Source organism: [Flexibacter] sp. ATCC 35208 (genome assembly GCF_001975825.1).
Lineage (GTDB): Bacteria > Bacteroidota > Bacteroidia > Chitinophagales > Chitinophagaceae > Chitinophaga.
The window spans coordinates 1-17,150 of the sequence record NZ_MTKN01000003.1; the positions used below are offsets into that span (position 1 = coordinate 1).

Here is a 17,150-nt window from a genome sequence, read left to right on the forward strand (position 1 = left end):
CGTGACAAAAGCAGCCGACTGGACTCTCGAAGCCAAGTTTCTTCAACCCACCCTGCACTTCAGGGCAACTCATAAACAACTTCCACAACAACGCACTCCTATAATTCTCCATCATCACCACTTCCGGACCCTGATCGATAGCAAGATACTTCTGCGGATACCAGTTATCAGTCTCGCTGAATGCATCATAAAAACCATACTTACCAAACAGTTTACCCTCGTAATTCTTATACCAATGTACCATTGCCTGTTTGGAATACTCCGGTGTATACGGCATAGAAGACAATGCTGCTGTAGGAGAAATCACTCCTAAGTCACTCTCCTTACCGGGTGCATGTGCCGCATAGCCACTCACAGAATAGCTCGCAGTCAATCCCCAGCTATCAGCACCATACCCCTTGAAGTGTTTGGGATTTTCTATACACCATGCTCTGTCGATCAACACCTGATTTACATTATGCTCCCAGTAATCAGCATATTTATCTTTCAATCCATGTGGATCCAGGCCTAAATAAGAATAATGCGCCCAGAACAACGGACCACCTAATTCACGTGCATAGTTATGATGCAGCTTCAGTGTATATCCATATGCATTTACACTGTCCCTGATCTTACCACCTTTTGCCCATCCTTCATGATACACTTCAGCAGGAATGCTATAAGTCGGGGAAGACGCTGCCAGTACATACATGATCAGGCATTCATTATACCCTGTCACAGCAAAATTCATCTGCCATTCATAGGTGGGTGACCAATGCCAGTAGAGTATATTTTTACCATTACGATACCAGCTCCACTCTACCTCTTCCCACAGTTTATTGATCTTTGCAGACAGTGCTTTTTCCTGCTCATTACCATTGGCAAAATACTGTCTTACACAGAGCAACCCCTGCATCATAAAGGCTGTTTCCACCAGGTCTCCTCCATTATCTTTCTGTCCGAAAGGCTTTACCTTACCAGTCTCACCATATATCCAGTGAGGCCATGCACCATGAAAACGATCTGCCTTTTCCAGGAAATCAGCAATATGCGATAAACGCTCAAACCCTTGCTGACGGGTAATGTACCCTCTTTCAATACCTACCAGGATCGACATGATACCGAATCCGGAACCACCTGTGGTCACCACATTCTGATCATGCTCCGGATAGTCGCCATCCACATGATACCGTTCTCTTGCCAGTCCGCTATGCGGCTCTGCCCCATCCCAGAAGTACTCGAAAGTTTGCTTCTCTACTAAGTTGAAAATAGAATCGGTAGTCAATGTTGTATCTACCAATGTGTCTTTTGAAGCGGATTTGTTTGCCTGATGACAACCTGTATTTGCCACCAGCGCAATCAACCCTGCAAATAGTAATGTTCTCATGTTAGTGAAGTTGAACTACCTGTGTAATATTATCTGAACTACCTTTTAATCGTGCTGTATATTTTCCTACCGGGGTATTGAATGTGACGGGGGTACTACCCGCATTGAGCGAAGTAGTGCTCACTACGGTACCATCTGTTTTTTCAAGTGTAAAGGTACCTGCAGTGGTCATGTATACATCCAACTGGTAAGTATTTGTATCCGGATGCTTCACCAAATCTACCACTTTGTTTTCTACTTCGGGAACAGACAGGTAGAACCCTGTACTGCGCACGGGTGTATGAAATCCTAGTTGTGTCAGTGAAGTCTTTACCTCAGAGATATTCATAAACAGATTCCACAACAGACCGCTGCGATAGTTTTCTATCATGGCTACGATGGGTCCCTGATCGATGGCCAGGTATTCATTGTCCATCCAGCTCCTGCTTACATTCAATGCATCGTAAAAACCATACTTGCCATACAGGGCTTTCTTGTTTTCATACAGATTCCGCATCACCTGCAGTGAATAGTAAGGAGTGTACGCAATGGAAGATAAGGCCGCTGTAGGCGCTATCGTGCCATTGTCGCTGGTGGGCTGAAAAGCATTGTAACCATCAGGTCCGTCACTCGCAGTCAATCCCCATAAGGTAGCACTATAACCGTAGGTAGAAGGGGCGTTATAGATGCAATAAGATCGGTTAATCATCACATGCTTTACCACCTGCTGCCAGTAATTGGTATAGTTATCTTCCAGCTGACGGGGATCTAACCCAATGAAGGAATAATGAGAAAAAAACAATGGGCCGATGTAGTCATTACTTGAAATTGAGACGGTGTAACCCTGATAAGAATTTTGTACCCCAAAGCCGGAAGTAATCCAGGTGTTATTATAAACGCTTACGTCAATCGGGTGTGTAGGTGAAGCTACTGCGAGCACATAGGTGATGAGTGCCTCATCCCAACCTGTGATAGGCATGTTGATGGTCCAGTCATAATCCGGACTCCAGTGCCAGTAGAGTTTGTTATCTCCCCTGCTGGCGTACCAGTTCCACTCCACCTCTTCCCAGAGAGTGGTGATGGTGTTCCGGAGATTGGTCTCTGCCGTATCTGAACCTGTGAAGTAAGCGCGGGCAATGAGGAGCCCGTTTACTAAAAATGCCGTTTCTACCAGATCGCCACCGTTATCATAAGTACTGAAAGGCTGCACCCTGCCCGTAGCACCATTCAGCCAATGTGGCCAGGCGCCATGGAAACGATCAGCAGCTCCCAGAAAAGTGCAGATAGTACGTAATCGGTTGACTGCATCAGTACGGGAGATCCATCCCCTGGAAGTAGCTGTTACGATACCCGCGATACCGAAACCGGTACCACCGGTAGTCACTACATCTCCGCTACTGCTGCGCTCTAAAGCCATTCCGGAGCTGGCATGCGCTCCATCCCAAAAGTACCCAAAGCTGGCTTTCTGCACCTCATTTATGATGGTGAGGTCTGGTATAGAAGTAGTTACGGAGTCCGTGGGGGACTCCGTAACGTTTTGCTCTTTTTTACAACTGACAGCCGTCCAGAGCAGGAGTAAGCTGTAGCTGACCACTAATAATTTTTTCATTAGTATCCGCTGTTCTGTTTCAATGCACCACCGCTGGCGCTGATTTCAGATTGAGGAATCGGGAATACTTCGTTCTTACCATCTACGAAGCTCTTACCCAGTGCACGCAGTACGGTACCTGCGCGACCTTGTCTGATCAGATCGAAGAAACGGTCATGTTCCATAGCCAGTTCCCATCTTCTTTCATTCCAGATAGCTGTACGCAAATCGCTCTGATTAGCAGCAGTAGTACCTGCCAGACCAGCACGGGTACGGATCTTATCAACATCAGTGATGGCAGTAGCAGTATTACCCAGTTCATTTGCAGCTTCTGCATGGATCAGGTAGACCTCACCCATACGCAGGATACGCACGTTCTTGTTAGCCAGATCCGCGTCCCCACTATATGTTTCCTGTGTAGCGCTTACATATGCTTTATAGTTATAACGCTCGTTTACTGCGCTTGTCAGAATTACACCATCGAACAGGGTATCACCCACGTGGATGATGGTTGCTTTCTTACGCAGGTCACCTGTTTCATATGAATCATCCAGGTCTTCACTAGGTGTATTGAAACCCCAGCCGGTTACAACTGTAGTTACACCAGCAAAGGTACCACCGCGGATAGACTGTGTCACAGAATATTGTTGTACACCAGCGGTAGGACTACCGGATTTAGCCTGTACTTCGAACAGTGACTCAGAGCTGTTTTCACCCACTTCGCGCCAGATTTGGCTATAGTCGCTTACCAGTGAATAAGTACCTACAGCACCATTGATGATCTGGGTAGTCAGGTCATATGCCTGCTGGTATTTCTTTTCATACAGACTTACTTTAGCCAGCAATGCGGTAGCAGCACCTTTGTTTGCACGGCCGATGTCTTTTGATGCCTGGTTGTCAACAGTAGGCAGTACGCTGATAGCGTAGTTCAGGTCAGCTTCAATGAATGTATAGATTTCACTGGAAGATACCTGTGTATTACCTTTTGCCAGAGAAGCTGCATCATCTGCATTTAATACTGTATCAACCAATGGAATGTTACCAAACATTCTCACCAGGTTGAAATAATAGTAAGCTCTCAGAAAGCGGGCTTCACCTTTTAGCTGTGTAGCAGTGCTTGCATCCAGTGTAGTGAACAGTGGAATTTGTTGCAGTGCCACGTTACAGTTGGATACACCCTGATAGTTACCTTTCCATCCATCGCTCACACTACCTGAAGTAGCAGTGTAAGTAATGGCGTCCATCTGGTCCTTGTCAGAACCGTTATCACCTGAGGAACTACCTTTATCAGCATCGTCAGAAGTAATGCTGCTGGTACCTAACCATGCAAAGCTGGTTTCGGCCCAGGTAAGCAGGTTAGTATAACATGCGTTTGTAAATTTGGTAGCGTTGCTGTTATCGTTATAAATAGAATCACTGGTAGATAACTGGTCTTCCGCGTCCACATTTAACCAGTCCTTTTTACAGGCAGTCAGTGAGATCGCCACAGCCCCTACTGTAATGATGAATAAACTAAACTTTTTCATATATCACACATTTAGACGATTAGAAAGTAAGATTAAAACCTGCCATGTAAGTAGAACTTACCGGATAGATGTCCAGTTCTATACCGGAAGCGATGGCTGAACCAGGCAATTCAGGCGTATAACCGCTATACTTCTTGAAGATGATAGGGTTCTGTGCAGTAGCAAATACGCGCAGTTTGCTGATACCAGCCCAGCTGTTTACAGGCACACTATAACCAAGGGTGATATTGTTAATACGGAAGAATGAACCTGATTCCACGAAATAATCAGATGGAGTTGGAATAGCGTTGGAAGCTCTTGGCACATTTGTGTTTGTGTTAGTAGATGTCCAACGGTTTGCAGCCACACTCGCTTCTACGTTATCGTTACCCAGGCGAACGGCTTTCTTACCATTGAATACTTTGTTACCAGCATTGCCGTACATATCTACAGAGAAATCAAATGCCTTGTAGTTGAAACCAGCATTGATACCATAGAACACTTTTGGCTGATAAGAACCTTTGAAAACGCGGTCGTTATCATCGATAGTACCGTCGTTATTATTGTCTTTGTATTTGAAGTCACCCACAGTAGCGCCGGTGATGTGTGCAGTGTTGTCAATATCAGTCTGAGACTGGTAGATACCATCTGTTTCATATACCCAGAAGCTACCGATTTCTTTACCTTCTACAGTATAAGTTACGATATTACCGTTGCCAAGGCTACCACCTTTCAGCTGCAGGTTACCATTTACTTTTTCAACATTGTTTTTGTTGAAAGTAATGTTACCACCGATGAAGTAGGAGAAGTCTTTATTGACAGACTTGTTCCAGTTCAGGGTCACTTCCACACCTTTGTTTCTAACGTCAGCAGCTCTGGAATAAACTGTCTGGTCAGCATCACCCAGGGTAGCAGGAACGGTTACATTGATATAAGCATTAGTCAGCTTGTTATAGTAGCTCACACTACCACTCAGTTGTTTTTTCAGCACGGTGAATTCAAGACCCGCATCCACACCAGTGGTTGGTTCCCAGCTAGCACTTGCATCTCTGATCTGGTTGATAGTGATAGCCTGTTGTGGGGAATAAGCATTTCCACCGAAGTTGTAGTAATAACCATCTACGGTCACACTATTCAGGGTGCTCAGACCGCTCACATTATCATTACCTACACGACCATAACCAACACGCAGTTTCAGGTCATCAAAGAAGTTCTGCTCCTTCATGAAGTTTTCTTCTGTCACGATCCAGGAAGCACCTGCTGAGTAGAAAGTACCCCATTTCTGATTTGTAGGGAAGTTGCTGGAACCATCTCTTCTGATGCTACCACTCAGGTTATACTTACGTTTGTAAGTGTAAGTCAGACGGCCATAAGCAGAAGCTCTTTGAATCAGTATACCGGAGTTGTAGATGGTTACGTTTGTCAGGTCACCCTGTCCCAGGTACCACAGGTTTTTCTTGTTAGGTACTCCTTTTACAGAGCCATTCAGCGTATCACCTTTGGTACGTTCTGCAGAGTAACCTACAGTTGCTGAGATCTCATGACCACCTTCGAAAGTGGTGTTGTAGGTCAGGTTATTATCTATGATATAGTAGAAATTCTTTGCACGACCTATTTTCAGGATAGAGGTATCATTTTTCTGACCACTCCATACCAGGTAAGCAGGTGTATATTCAGTTGCATTCAGATTACGGTTATCAAAGTTGAAGCTGCTGTGCAGGTTCAGACCTCTGATTGGAGAGATATCCAGGTATGCATTACCCTGCATTCTCAATCCGTTCAGGTAGTTATTGGTGTAAGCGATATCAGCCACAGGGTTAGCCACGCTCAGGTTCTGTTCAAAACCCCAGGAACCATCAGCATATTTAACTGGTGTAGATGGCGCCATACGATAAGCATTGGTGAATTCGTTGTTTTTATTATCAGTATGAGCAATGCTCAGGTTCAGGTTATGACCGAATTTCAACCAGGTAGCTGGTCTGTATTCGTTGTTAATCCTGATTACACCACGTTTAAAGCCAGTACCTTTCTGGATACCGTTATCATTGAAATAACCGGCGCTAAAGAAGTAAGTAGTTTTCTCAGTACCACCGCTCAGGTTGATATTATAGTTCTGAACAATACCGTTACGGGTGATCTGATCAAACCAGTCAGTGCTGGTATTGATAGTATCCACGTCGAAAATAGCGCTGGAGCCACCACGGATATTCGCTTCGTTGGAATATTGTGCATATGCTTTACCACTTGCCATTTTCACTTTGGAAGTTGGTGTTCTGAAACCTGAATAAGCATCCAGGCTTACTTTCATTCCACCTAATTTACCTTTCTTAGTAGTTACCAGTACCACACCATTACCTGCACGGCTACCGTAGATTGCTTGTGAAGAAGCATCTTTCAATACTGAAATAGATTCGATATCGGAGTTGTTGATGTTCGTAATATCTGTAGTGATCACACCATCTACTACGTAGATAGGGTTAGCATCACCAGATACGGAACTCACACCACGGATACGCAGCTGAGGCTGTGCACCTGGCGTACCGGAAGCAGTTACCTGCACACCCGGAGTTTTAGCCTGTAAGCCCTGTGCAGCGGTCAATACCGGTTGCTTGGTCACTTCAGCACCTTTTACAGAACTCACGGAACCAACTACCTGGCTTTTACGCTGGGTACCATAACCTACTATAACTACCTGGTCGAGCTGGCTGGCATTTTTCTTTAAAGTAACATTCAGCGTAGCCTGTCCGTTTACAGGTACTTCCTGGTTGGCATAACCGATGAAGGAGAATACAAGTGTTGCATTTTCATTTGCTGAGATGGAGAATGTACCATCCTGTGCTGTAGTTGTTCCTCTTGATGTCCCTTTGATAGCGACTGAAACGGCCTGCATAGGTTCGCCGGTTTCGTCGATTACCTTTCCTTTAATAACGATATCAGCATAGGAAGCAGCAAACATAGTTGCTGGTAATGAAAGAGTTAGGAAAAGTACTACAAACAACCATCCAGCCGTCCACTTTTTGTGAACAGCCATAACTGTAGAATTCATAATTTTATGTATTGAGATGATGAATCCAGCCCGCCAAGACTGGGTTTATTTCGATTGTAAACAGGGGGGAATGCGCCAACATTCTCCCTATTTATTTACCAGAAATTAAGGTGATTGTTCATGATTATTCTTGCTCATTGTAGTGGAATTTAACAGTCAAAATATCTAACCGCCTATCTGTAGATCACGCCCGCAGCTTAGGTCAAAATCAATGGAGCACGTGTCCCAGTTTTTTTTTCATTACGTCATGGATTTTCACTGTTGTTAAATAAAAAGTATCAGTTAAATAGTTTAACTCACTCTATGTGATTTCCGAATTTTAACATTTACATAACAATACGGCCGTAAGATAGGAAGATTATTGTATTTAGCAAAAGTATTAGTGGAGGGAAGGCAAAGGAAAATGTATTTTGATGATAATGAATGTTTATTTATCGATATATAGGGGAAATACATAGATAAATGTTGTGGTATGTAATGTAGAAAGGGGTATTAATTAGTGGAGAGGTTGAGTATTTGACATATAATTTTAGGGAGGGGTAATATGACATTGTCAAAAAAAACTGGTGGTTATCCTTGCAAAACAACCACCAGAATATAAAAAGCAAAAAGCCAAGGGAATTATTATTTATTCAAAATCTGACAAAGTCATGCTATCTGCGCATCATACATCCTAGCTTCGTAATCAAACTACTCTAAGCACCTCCATCTTTAAACTTTCCAGTCTGTAATTCCATCCTATTATACCTCAATCCATTCTCTGGATAATGCGCATCTTTCTATGCTTTTGATGAATTCGCCGCCATAGTTAATCCATACGATAGTAATACACCTCTTCTCGCGGAGGTTTTAGCGATTACTTTGCAAAGTATTCATCCCATATTGGGCTATCCCAAAAGCGTTTGTCATCCAAGTTATATTTATATCTGTACTCACCACTTGTGTCTTTGATAGTAGCAAACTCTGTAAAATATCCATCCTTAATAGCATGAGAAATCTCACTTTTTTTATACCAGTTTATCATACTGGATGCTTTCACCCATTTTAATTTCACAGCATAGGAAGCAGTGTCTGTTCTTATTCCAATATAGCAATATGCATCATACCAATATTTGGCATTTTTAACGCGGGCTACTTCATTACGCCTATACATAGGAGTTTTAGTAATTGCAAAAACTGCCATTTTTTTAAGATCCATGCTATATAATATTGTATCAATCGTAATTTCAGTTGAATCAAAATATTCTTTATTATAAAAAGACTGTTCATGATTATTTAAATATGTTTTCAGTATTTCAAGAATTGCATTACTATCTTTCAAATAGGCTTTTTTACTAATTGTTGTATGATTTAAAAAATCTTTCGGAGTATATTTTTTTTCCTGAACTCCGGCACCATATTGACAAGCAATTATAAAAGCCATTAAAAGCAAGTTTAACAAGAATAATTTCTTCATTTTCAAGATTTATTGTTTAACCCAATTAGAACCATTCCATTTATAGGTACCTTCTGCCAGCTGACTAATATCCGCGAAAAAAGAGAATATTGTATGGTCTGAACTGGGACTCTTACTTTGAGGAGTTTCAACATCTCCTTTCTCTCTCTCATTTGCAAGCCATCCCATTCCTGAAATATTCCAATTATTCTTATGGATGAATTGCATTGTCTTTATATCTGCATCTGCAGTAAGATCACCGGCTTGATAAGGATCAAAATCCGCTACCAGAGTTATTTTCACTTGCCGTTCAAGATGATTTTCTTTAATATACTCTTTTAATGCCTTTACTAGTCCTTTCCCAAAGGCCCCTCCCATACTGTGAGTGATAATTTTTATTGTTTCTATTATGTTCCCATTTTTGTCCCTGGCGAGACTTTCTATGATGCTTTTGGCATCTCGTTTTCCAAATCCGTATCCGAATGATTCCCGGCCTCTTGCGAGGGAAGAAAATCTTTTACCCTCCGCAAGGGGATGATAGCCTCCCATAGAGCCATCATAATATTGCGGTTTATGATCATTTAATTGATCCATCACCATTCCATCAAATGAAACTGGTCTCTTTCCGTATACTGGAATAAAAACTGGCCCGGTAGCTCCCTGAAATAATCTTTCTCCTACTTGTCTATATGCTGTAGTTTGCCAGTAACCACGACCATCGTCTCCATAATGGTTCCCATTTACAAAAATCACAAGATTACCATCTGGATCTACCGCCTGTGTAGGTTGATTAAGGGCATATACATAGGGGGATGTCCCAACCTCTGTCACAACGGGCTATAAAGTCTTTGAAAAAGTCCAAAAAGGTCCATTTAGTAACCATTTTCTTCCCCAATGCATAATCCAATACATCTTTAAATGCTATAATGGAGGGAATCTCATTATTATGGTCATTCAGATATTTCCTATATGAATCTTTGATCACCTTCTCAAGGTTATCCAACCGGGCATTAAATTCAGAATATTCCGGGAAATCTTTCACCCTCGCAGCCCGTTGCAAATTATTATTCCAGTATTGAGGCTTAATTTTCTCTGGAAGATAGTACTTAAATGGACCAGCCTCATAGGTAATCCGGGCGAATATGCTGGTTTCGGCCTTTGCATCAGGCCTTTTGAGATATAATTTGATGTCCATAGCTAAGGGGTTATACGACATCAAATATACCCCAATTTAATGTCGGGGTACACGCTGGGGTAAACCAATCATTGATTTTAATTTTCTTCTTTTAATCTTACTTTCTCTCAAAACCCAACAGCATAAAAGAAAAAAGCCAATCCTGATAAAATCAGAACTGGCTTAAAAAACTTTCTTGTTGTCCTACCAGGATTCGAACCTAGACAGTCTGAACCAAAATCAGATGTACTACCATTATACTATAGGACAATACCTCCCGTATCCTTCAACAACATGTTGCTGCGATTTGGGATGGCGAAATTAGTAAAATTTTCTAACCCACCAAAAAAACCTTTAAATCTTTTCCAGAATTCCTGATACCGGCAGTTGTTCCATACACGCATGATCTCCCCTGAAACACGGTTTATTACCAAAAATACTACACGGCCTACAGTACAAATCCACCTGCGCTGCTTTCTCAATCTTCTGCCCATACCCCATAAATCCTGCAAAAGGATGCGTCGCACCCCACACCGATACCACCGGCACACCAAATAATGAAGCCAGATGCATATTAGCCGAATCCATACTGATCATGGTATCCATCTGACTAATAATAGCCAACTCTTCCGGCAATTTAAACCTTCCTGCTACCACTATCGCCTGTGGATACCGCTCCGCCAGCTCCTGTAGCTTTGCTACCTCACCAGCACCACCACCCATCAGCAATACCTTCGTATCCTTACGCTCCACCAACTGCCCTAACAACGCCGCTATTTTATCAAAAGGATACGTTTTCTCTTTATAAGTCGCAAAAGGCGCCAGTCCCATCCATTTCCAATCTCCCTTCGCCCCCATGCCTACTGGCAAGGCTCGTTTCCCGAACACCGGAGGTGTCGTACTCATATCCACAGCATACCCAAGTTTACGAAACACATCCGCATACCGCTCTATCGTACTCCTCAAAGGCTGTAACACCTTATTCTCCTGCCGCGCCAATGCCTTTTTCCCGGCTCGTCCTTTATCAATTACCGCCACTTTACGACCAGTCAACCTAAAAAACGTCCTCACGATCTGTGATCTCAGCACCTGGTGCAGATCCGCCACCGCATCAATACGATATTGCGCACGCACGGCTTTAAATAGCCGGTACAACCCTTTCACTCCCTTATGGGCGCCTTTCAGATCAGCCGGAAAAAAGTGTAACCTTGGAATGCCTTCACACAAAGCACCCCAGTGCTTGTTCGACACAAACACAATTTCCAAATCCGGATGAGCCTTTAGCATCCGTTGCATGACAGGAATCGTCATGGCCACATCACCCATGGCCGAAAAACGGATAGCCAGTAATGTCCTCATAAATTAATTGGAAGCGCTCTTGTAGAGAACAGGATTCAGAGAAGGATCGTTGTACATCTTCATCTGCTTGTACACCTTCATATACTTTTTACCGGCATCAATATCTTCCAGCAGCAGGTTGATCGCCGTACCCAGGTCCCTCCTTTGCTCGAGCAACACATCCAGCTTACGCTGACATGCTTCACGATGCGCAGGAGTCGCATCTGTACGGGTAGCTTCTTCCCGCATGTGGTAAATCTTAAGCGCCAGGATAGACAAACGGTCTACAGCCCAGGCCGGACTCTCTGTATTGATAGATGCACCCACTCCAGGCGTTACATCTTTATATTTTTCAAGGAAATAACTATCAATATATTCTACGACATCTGTACGCTCCTGGTTAGATTTATCAATCCAACGCTTGATTTCCAATGCCTTGACCGGATCAATCAATGGATCACGGATAATATCCTCCAGGTGCCATTGTACGGTGTCAATCCAGTTTTTCAGATATAAAAGGTGCTCTATCTTAGTTTTTTCATAAGGATTCAGGATAGATTGGTACACGCTGTTATGCACATGATAATCAGCTATGCTCTGATCAAATATTTGATTGCAAAGTTCTGTAAACATGTAGCAAATGTATACAAAATGGTTAAATAGGTAAATAGAGATTTTAATCATCCGAACTTTAACATTCAAGTAACAATTGCTGCTTACATTTAATTCGCATTTTAGCAACCTTATATCAACACTATATGTCTGATAACCCATCCAGGATTCTCTTCGGTCAGCTGTTTGAAGCGAACAGGGAAAAAGTGTACAGGTTCGCATACAAGCTTACTGACGACCGGTTACGAGCACAGGAGGTGACACAACAATGTTTTATTAAGTTATGGGAAAACATACATAAAATACAGGTCAATCAGGATGTATTTCCTCTGCTGTTCGTCTATGTCAAGCATATTGTCATCGATGAAACCCGGAAGCTTTACCGGGAACGGAAATCTCTTGCCCATATCTCCTCCGGTCATCCCCCCGTAAGCGAACACCGGGAAGACCAGACCTTAATGCACAAAGAATTCCGCGAACAGATACAGAAAGTTATTGAAAGAATGCCCGAACAGCGCCGCAATATCTACCTGCTTAGCAGGGATAAAGGCAAAAGTTACAAGGAAATAGCCGATCAGCTTAGCCTGTCTCCTGCCACCGTCAGGAACCATCTCAACCTCGCCCTGCAATACATCAGGCGCGAAATGATGACCCACTACGACATGTGATATTACCCACTTAATATAACACTATGCTTCGCCCTTCCCTTATTGTACTGACAGTACTATTCTGCGTTGTTGCCTGCCGAAAGGAGGACACACCTGACGTCACACCCACCGGCCCCGTCACCCAGGCTGAAACAAATAAATGGATACTGGATAGTATGCGCTATTTCTATCTCTGGAACAGTTATCTGCCATCCAGTGTAGATACCACACTTAGCAGCACTGACTATTTCGCCAGCCTGAAATACACTGATGACCGGTTTTCTTTCCTGTATAATCCAAATGACAATTCAACCTATCCCAAATACATGCTGTATCAATATGGGATAGAATTTGCCATTATATCAGGCTCCAATGGCCCTGTGGGCGTCATTGAACTGGTCATACCCAGTTCTGTAGCAGCATTAAACGGCATCAAAAGAGGAGATTATTTTACTGCCATCAACGGTACAACAATCACCAGCAGCAATGCTACTGAACTGACCACCGCTATGCTCGAAGGCTCCTCCTCTACCCTCACCATGGAATCAACCGGCGAAGAAATTACACTACCTGCCCAAAGCCTGGGTGAAAACCCGATCTATCAACAGGATACATTCCTGGTAAACAATAAAGTCGTCGCTTACCTGTTTTATAACTACTTCAATGATACTTACAATACTGCTTTACAACAGGTCTTTCAATCCTTCAAAACTGCAGGTGCATCAGAACTAATACTTGATCTCAGGTATAACCCCGGCGGCAGCGCAGCGGCGGCAGCCCTGCTGAATGCCATGATCGCCACTGACATTACCGAACAAAGCATCTTTGCAAAATATACCGGCAACAGTCAACTGGGTAGCAGAAACATTTCCTACAAATCAGCCCTCTCTGTACCTGAAAGTGGCAGCGCTATTTCCTTTTCCACATTATCAGATAAACGCCTTTCCCTTTCCCGGGTATTCATCCTTTCTGGTGCAGCTACTGCATCTGCCGCTGAGTTAACCATCAATTCCCTGAAACCATATACACAAGTCATACAAATCGGGGAAACCACTTACGGAAAAGATAAAGGCGCCGTTATCATCAGCGATACCCGCTCTCCACAAAGAATTTCCTGGACGCTCATGCCTATTACCTATAACCTGTTCAATGCAGCAGGTACAGGTGGATATACCAGTGGTATCACTCCAGATTATTCCATCGATGAAATGTCTTCTTTACCACTGACAGCTATCGGAGACACCAACGATCCGCTGATAGCAAGAGCCATCGCAATCATAAATGGTAATGGAAGAATAAGTACGACTAATAACAGCGTTAAACATTACTATAATTCCCCTTCACTGGCTGCACAAAAAGAAATAGTAAAGATTGTAAGAAGTCCACTGTAGATACAGCCGACTTTTTTGCTAATGGGGATTGTTTTAATGCTAACTTCAATGTTTTATTGAGAGACATATATGTATACTGTAGACACAGTATACCAACATCAAACATTTATCAAAGATCATTATAACCTTCAGTGTATTTGGTAATTCTCACATCATGTCCACGCATGTGTAACATAACATGATCTACGCGGGTTTTATTTCCAACTCCTAAGAGTAGTATTCCTGCAGGTAATGCTTGTTGAAATTGCTGCGGAAAGTCCATATTGACATGTTCAATAATACCAGAACTATCTTCCGGCTCTTTTCCACCATAGGATAATTCCTTCCCTTCCGGCAATATCTTACTTTCCCAACCGGGCATTACTTTCCGCTGAGGAGCATTCCCCATCAGGATCACACCGTTCCAGTGTGTGCGTACGGTATCTGTAAACTGAAATTGAATTGGTAAACCTGTGGTGCCCTGAGCGATCAATCTGGAGTCACGAACAATGATGATGCCACCACCACTTCTGAAAGAAGGATCAGGTAATATATTGATAGTGGTACCGGGTTCAATACGTAAAGAAGATTTGTTGATAACATATACCCAGCCTTCTACATACCACTTTCTATCATTTGTCAATAACGTGTTCGCACTATACACACCCCTTAGCGTATCCTGCAGGGGGATGATCTCTTCCTTCGTATTCTGCAAAGGATCATCATCCTTATTGCAGGCAATCAACAGGAACAAAATGGCGATATGTAAAAAAAGGGTTTTCATTGATAGCTAAATAATGTAAGCTGTAGAAACAGCTTACCTGGAAAATGATTTAATAGGTTGCATATGAAGTGGTAAACTTCAACTTATTTCTTGTTGTATATGCTGTCAGTGTAATAATTTGTCGGCTTCCTCCCTGCAAAGACAAACTGATCGTCTCCAGATTAAAAGCATCTTTTATAAATTCTCCTGTTGCTACATTTTTTAGTTTAATAGCGTATGTAATAGGTGTACCTGTTTCGTCGGTCACCAATATTGTAGTCTGATTTGTATGAAGTTTGTTCTTTTCCAGATTAGGCCAGGTGATACCTGTTTCTTCAAATTGACCAGTTTCATTATTAGATTTGAAAAGGTATGCATCTACAGTTACAGAGTTAGGCACAAGTTCTTCCGGCATCGCATTAAATAAAAAGAACAAAGTGGAATCCGCTCCAACATTGGCATCACTTCCCTGCATAAAACTCTGGATGCCAAGGGTAGGACTATATGCTAATCTCAAAGCCACGTTTTCTCCTGCACTTACAGACACTGTTGTATCAAGCAATACAGTATCAGTACCTGCTTTTTTAAAATAAATAGTACTGGGTTTCCCAGCTGACAATAACAATTTTGAAAATACGCCTACGGATTCTCCCGCAGCTAAAGTATCAATCTTTGTATCCCCTACGTAAACATCTAGCGTGATTGTACCTGGTAATGCCAGTAATTCAGCTGAAAAAGAAGCAAAATAATATTCATTAACAGGATCCCCTTTCTTACAAGCTGTCATCATAGTAAAAACAACAGCTAATGATAATAATGTAAATTTGGAAAATTTGAACATGTGTTTATTTTTTAAAAGCAAGTGTGGAGAAATAATCTCCACACTTGTATCATAAGAACTGAAAGTAATTAGTACTTAGACCAACCTGAAGTCCAGTCAACTCCACCAAATGTAAATGCACCTGCTCCGAAAGAAGCTGCATCTCCACCATTTGCAGGGAAGAAGTTAGCAGCGCTTGCAGTAGTAGGTCTTACGAATGGATTAACCAGCTTAATATCAGCATTTACGCCATTAGCAGCTGGATAAGCAGTATTATCACCACCGATAGTTACAATTGAAGAACAAGGGCTTGTACCTTCAATACCAAATGGAGTTACATAACCCTGAACCAATACATTGTACAGAGTAGACAGTCCTCTTGCATAAGCACAAGGAGTGTTACCCAATGCTCCATCCAGAGAAATACCCTTGTTGAATCCCATGAAAACAGAGTTCTGGATTGTGAAACGAGAGCTTCTTCTCAGGTGAGCTGCACGACCATATGTACCAGTACCAGAAGGTGCACCATTGGTAATAGAAGAACGTGTAGCAGGAACACCAATAACAGTCATGTAGTTAATAACTGGTTTAGTAACCGGAGTTGCAGTAGAATCTCCAGTAGAGTTATTATCGCTTTCGATACCGTTTGAAGCACTCTTATCAGCACGTGAAGTATCAGATAAACCTAACGCATAAGTGATAGAACCAGAATAACCGTTATCAAAGTCAAACATATCATCCAATGCATCTACAGAAATCAGATAAGATACGTTTACAGTACCACCGAAGAATTCGATAGCGTCATCTTTAGATTTGTAAATTTCAATGTGGTCGATAGTAGTACCGGAACCAACACCGGCCAATGTCAGACCGTTAATTTCATTATCAGTTGATAATTCATAACCACCATACTCAATACGAACATAACGTAAAGTACCTGAGTTATCAGTAGATACAGTACCTGAAGTACCACCGAAAGTTGCGTTAGCAGGAGGATTTGTAGGAATACCTTCAACCTGAACACGACCACTGTGGTTAGTAGGTGCGTTACCTAAAATAACCATACCAGACCAGTCACCTGATGCAGGATTAGTTGTGTCAGCAGATGTAAAAACAATAGGGTTGGTAGAAGTACCAATAGCAGAAATTTTAGCACCACGGGTGATAACCATACCACCACCAGGAACTGAAGTGCTGGTGCTCTTGTCACCATAGATTCTTGTACCGGCATCGATGATCAGCACATCTGCTGAGTCAACATATACCAGACCACTCAGATGCCATCTTTTGTCAGCTGTCAGGTGGATTGAGTCAACAACACTATGGCCTGTTCCTAATACACCAGACAGTGTAGTGCTGGTAGGTACAACCTGGGTTGCGGACAATGCACGGTCGCCGATGCCACTTGCATCTTTTTTACAAGAGCTTACCAGAGCTGCACTTATGATTGCAGCTGAGAATAAAGCGACGAAAATTAAGGGTTTTCTTTTCATCTTGTTGATGTTTT

At 42.6% G+C, this 17,150-nt stretch carries 14 protein-coding genes and 1 tRNA gene; 2 read left to right on the forward strand and 13 right to left on the reverse strand.

What is annotated here, in order from left to right:
- From BW716_RS02970 to BW716_RS03015, 10 genes are all read right to left on the reverse strand, one after another.
- A partial coding sequence (locus tag BW716_RS02970; RefSeq protein WP_143708704.1) for a glucoamylase family protein occupies positions 1 to 1,366 on the reverse strand: 1,366 nt, incomplete at its 3' end.
- Position 1,367: 1 nt separating this feature from the next.
- Positions 1,368 to 2,954: a glucoamylase family protein gene (locus BW716_RS02975; RefSeq protein WP_083720825.1), complete on the reverse strand. Its 1,587-nt coding sequence runs from the start codon at positions 2,952 to 2,954 to the stop codon at positions 1,368 to 1,370.
- Positions 2,954 to 4,459 carry a RagB/SusD family nutrient uptake outer membrane protein gene (locus BW716_RS02980; protein WP_083720827.1) on the reverse strand — a complete coding sequence of 502 codons (1,506 nt, stop codon included), beginning with the start codon at positions 4,457 to 4,459 and terminating at the stop codon, positions 2,954 to 2,956. Before BW716_RS02980 ends, BW716_RS02975 begins: the two co-directional genes overlap by 1 nt.
- 19 nt (positions 4,460 to 4,478) lie before the next feature.
- Entirely contained in the window at positions 4,479 to 7,484 is a 3,006-nt protein-coding gene (locus BW716_RS02985; protein ID WP_220388706.1) for a TonB-dependent receptor, read from the reverse strand.
- Between the two features lie 856 nt (positions 7,485 to 8,340).
- Positions 8,341 to 8,940 carry a hypothetical protein gene (locus BW716_RS02990; RefSeq protein ID WP_143708705.1) on the reverse strand — a complete coding sequence of 200 codons (600 nt, stop codon included), beginning with the start codon at positions 8,938 to 8,940 and terminating at the stop codon, positions 8,341 to 8,343.
- Between the two features lie 9 nt (positions 8,941 to 8,949).
- Positions 8,950 to 9,750, reverse strand: coding sequence for a hypothetical protein (locus tag BW716_RS02995; RefSeq protein ID WP_083720833.1), 801 nt, complete (start codon positions 9,748 to 9,750; stop codon positions 8,950 to 8,952).
- Entirely contained in the window at positions 9,710 to 10,114 is a 405-nt protein-coding gene (locus tag BW716_RS03000; protein WP_179090977.1) for a hypothetical protein, read from the reverse strand. Before BW716_RS03000 ends, BW716_RS02995 begins: the two co-directional genes overlap by 41 nt.
- Positions 10,115 to 10,292: 178 nt before the next feature.
- Positions 10,293 to 10,363 (reverse strand) — tRNA-Gln (locus tag BW716_RS03005).
- A gap of 84 nt (positions 10,364 to 10,447) precedes the next feature.
- Positions 10,448 to 11,452 (reverse strand): glycosyltransferase family 9 protein, encoded by a 1,005-nt coding sequence (locus tag BW716_RS03010; protein ID WP_083720838.1) that lies wholly within the window; start codon positions 11,450 to 11,452, stop codon positions 10,448 to 10,450.
- Between the two features lie 3 nt (positions 11,453 to 11,455).
- Positions 11,456 to 12,064, reverse strand: a complete 609-nt coding sequence (locus BW716_RS03015; protein WP_083720841.1) for a DUF4254 domain-containing protein — start codon at positions 12,062 to 12,064, stop codon at positions 11,456 to 11,458.
- Positions 12,065 to 12,189: 125 nt separating this feature from the next.
- Between BW716_RS03015 and BW716_RS03020 the strand changes: the two genes are divergently transcribed.
- Both BW716_RS03020 and BW716_RS03025 read left to right on the forward strand, forming a co-directional pair.
- Positions 12,190 to 12,711, forward strand: coding sequence for an RNA polymerase sigma-70 factor (locus BW716_RS03020; protein WP_083720843.1), 522 nt, complete (start codon positions 12,190 to 12,192; stop codon positions 12,709 to 12,711).
- 23 nt (positions 12,712 to 12,734) lie between these two features.
- Positions 12,735 to 14,081, forward strand: a complete 1,347-nt coding sequence (locus BW716_RS03025; protein WP_083720845.1) for a S41 family peptidase — start codon at positions 12,735 to 12,737, stop codon at positions 14,079 to 14,081.
- 109 nt (positions 14,082 to 14,190) lie between these two features.
- Here the strand turns inward: BW716_RS03025 and BW716_RS03030 are convergent, their stop codons facing one another.
- From BW716_RS03030 to BW716_RS03040, 3 genes are all read right to left on the reverse strand, one after another.
- Entirely contained in the window at positions 14,191 to 14,844 is a 654-nt protein-coding gene (locus tag BW716_RS03030; RefSeq protein ID WP_083720847.1) for a hypothetical protein, read from the reverse strand.
- Between the two features lie 49 nt (positions 14,845 to 14,893).
- Positions 14,894 to 15,664, reverse strand: a complete 771-nt coding sequence (locus BW716_RS03035; RefSeq protein WP_083720849.1) for a DUF4397 domain-containing protein — start codon at positions 15,662 to 15,664, stop codon at positions 14,894 to 14,896.
- Positions 15,665 to 15,732: 68 nt separating this feature from the next.
- Positions 15,733 to 17,136 carry a hypothetical protein gene (locus BW716_RS03040; protein WP_083720851.1) on the reverse strand — a complete coding sequence of 468 codons (1,404 nt, stop codon included), beginning with the start codon at positions 17,134 to 17,136 and terminating at the stop codon, positions 15,733 to 15,735.
- Between the last annotated feature and the right edge of the window lie 14 nt (positions 17,137 to 17,150).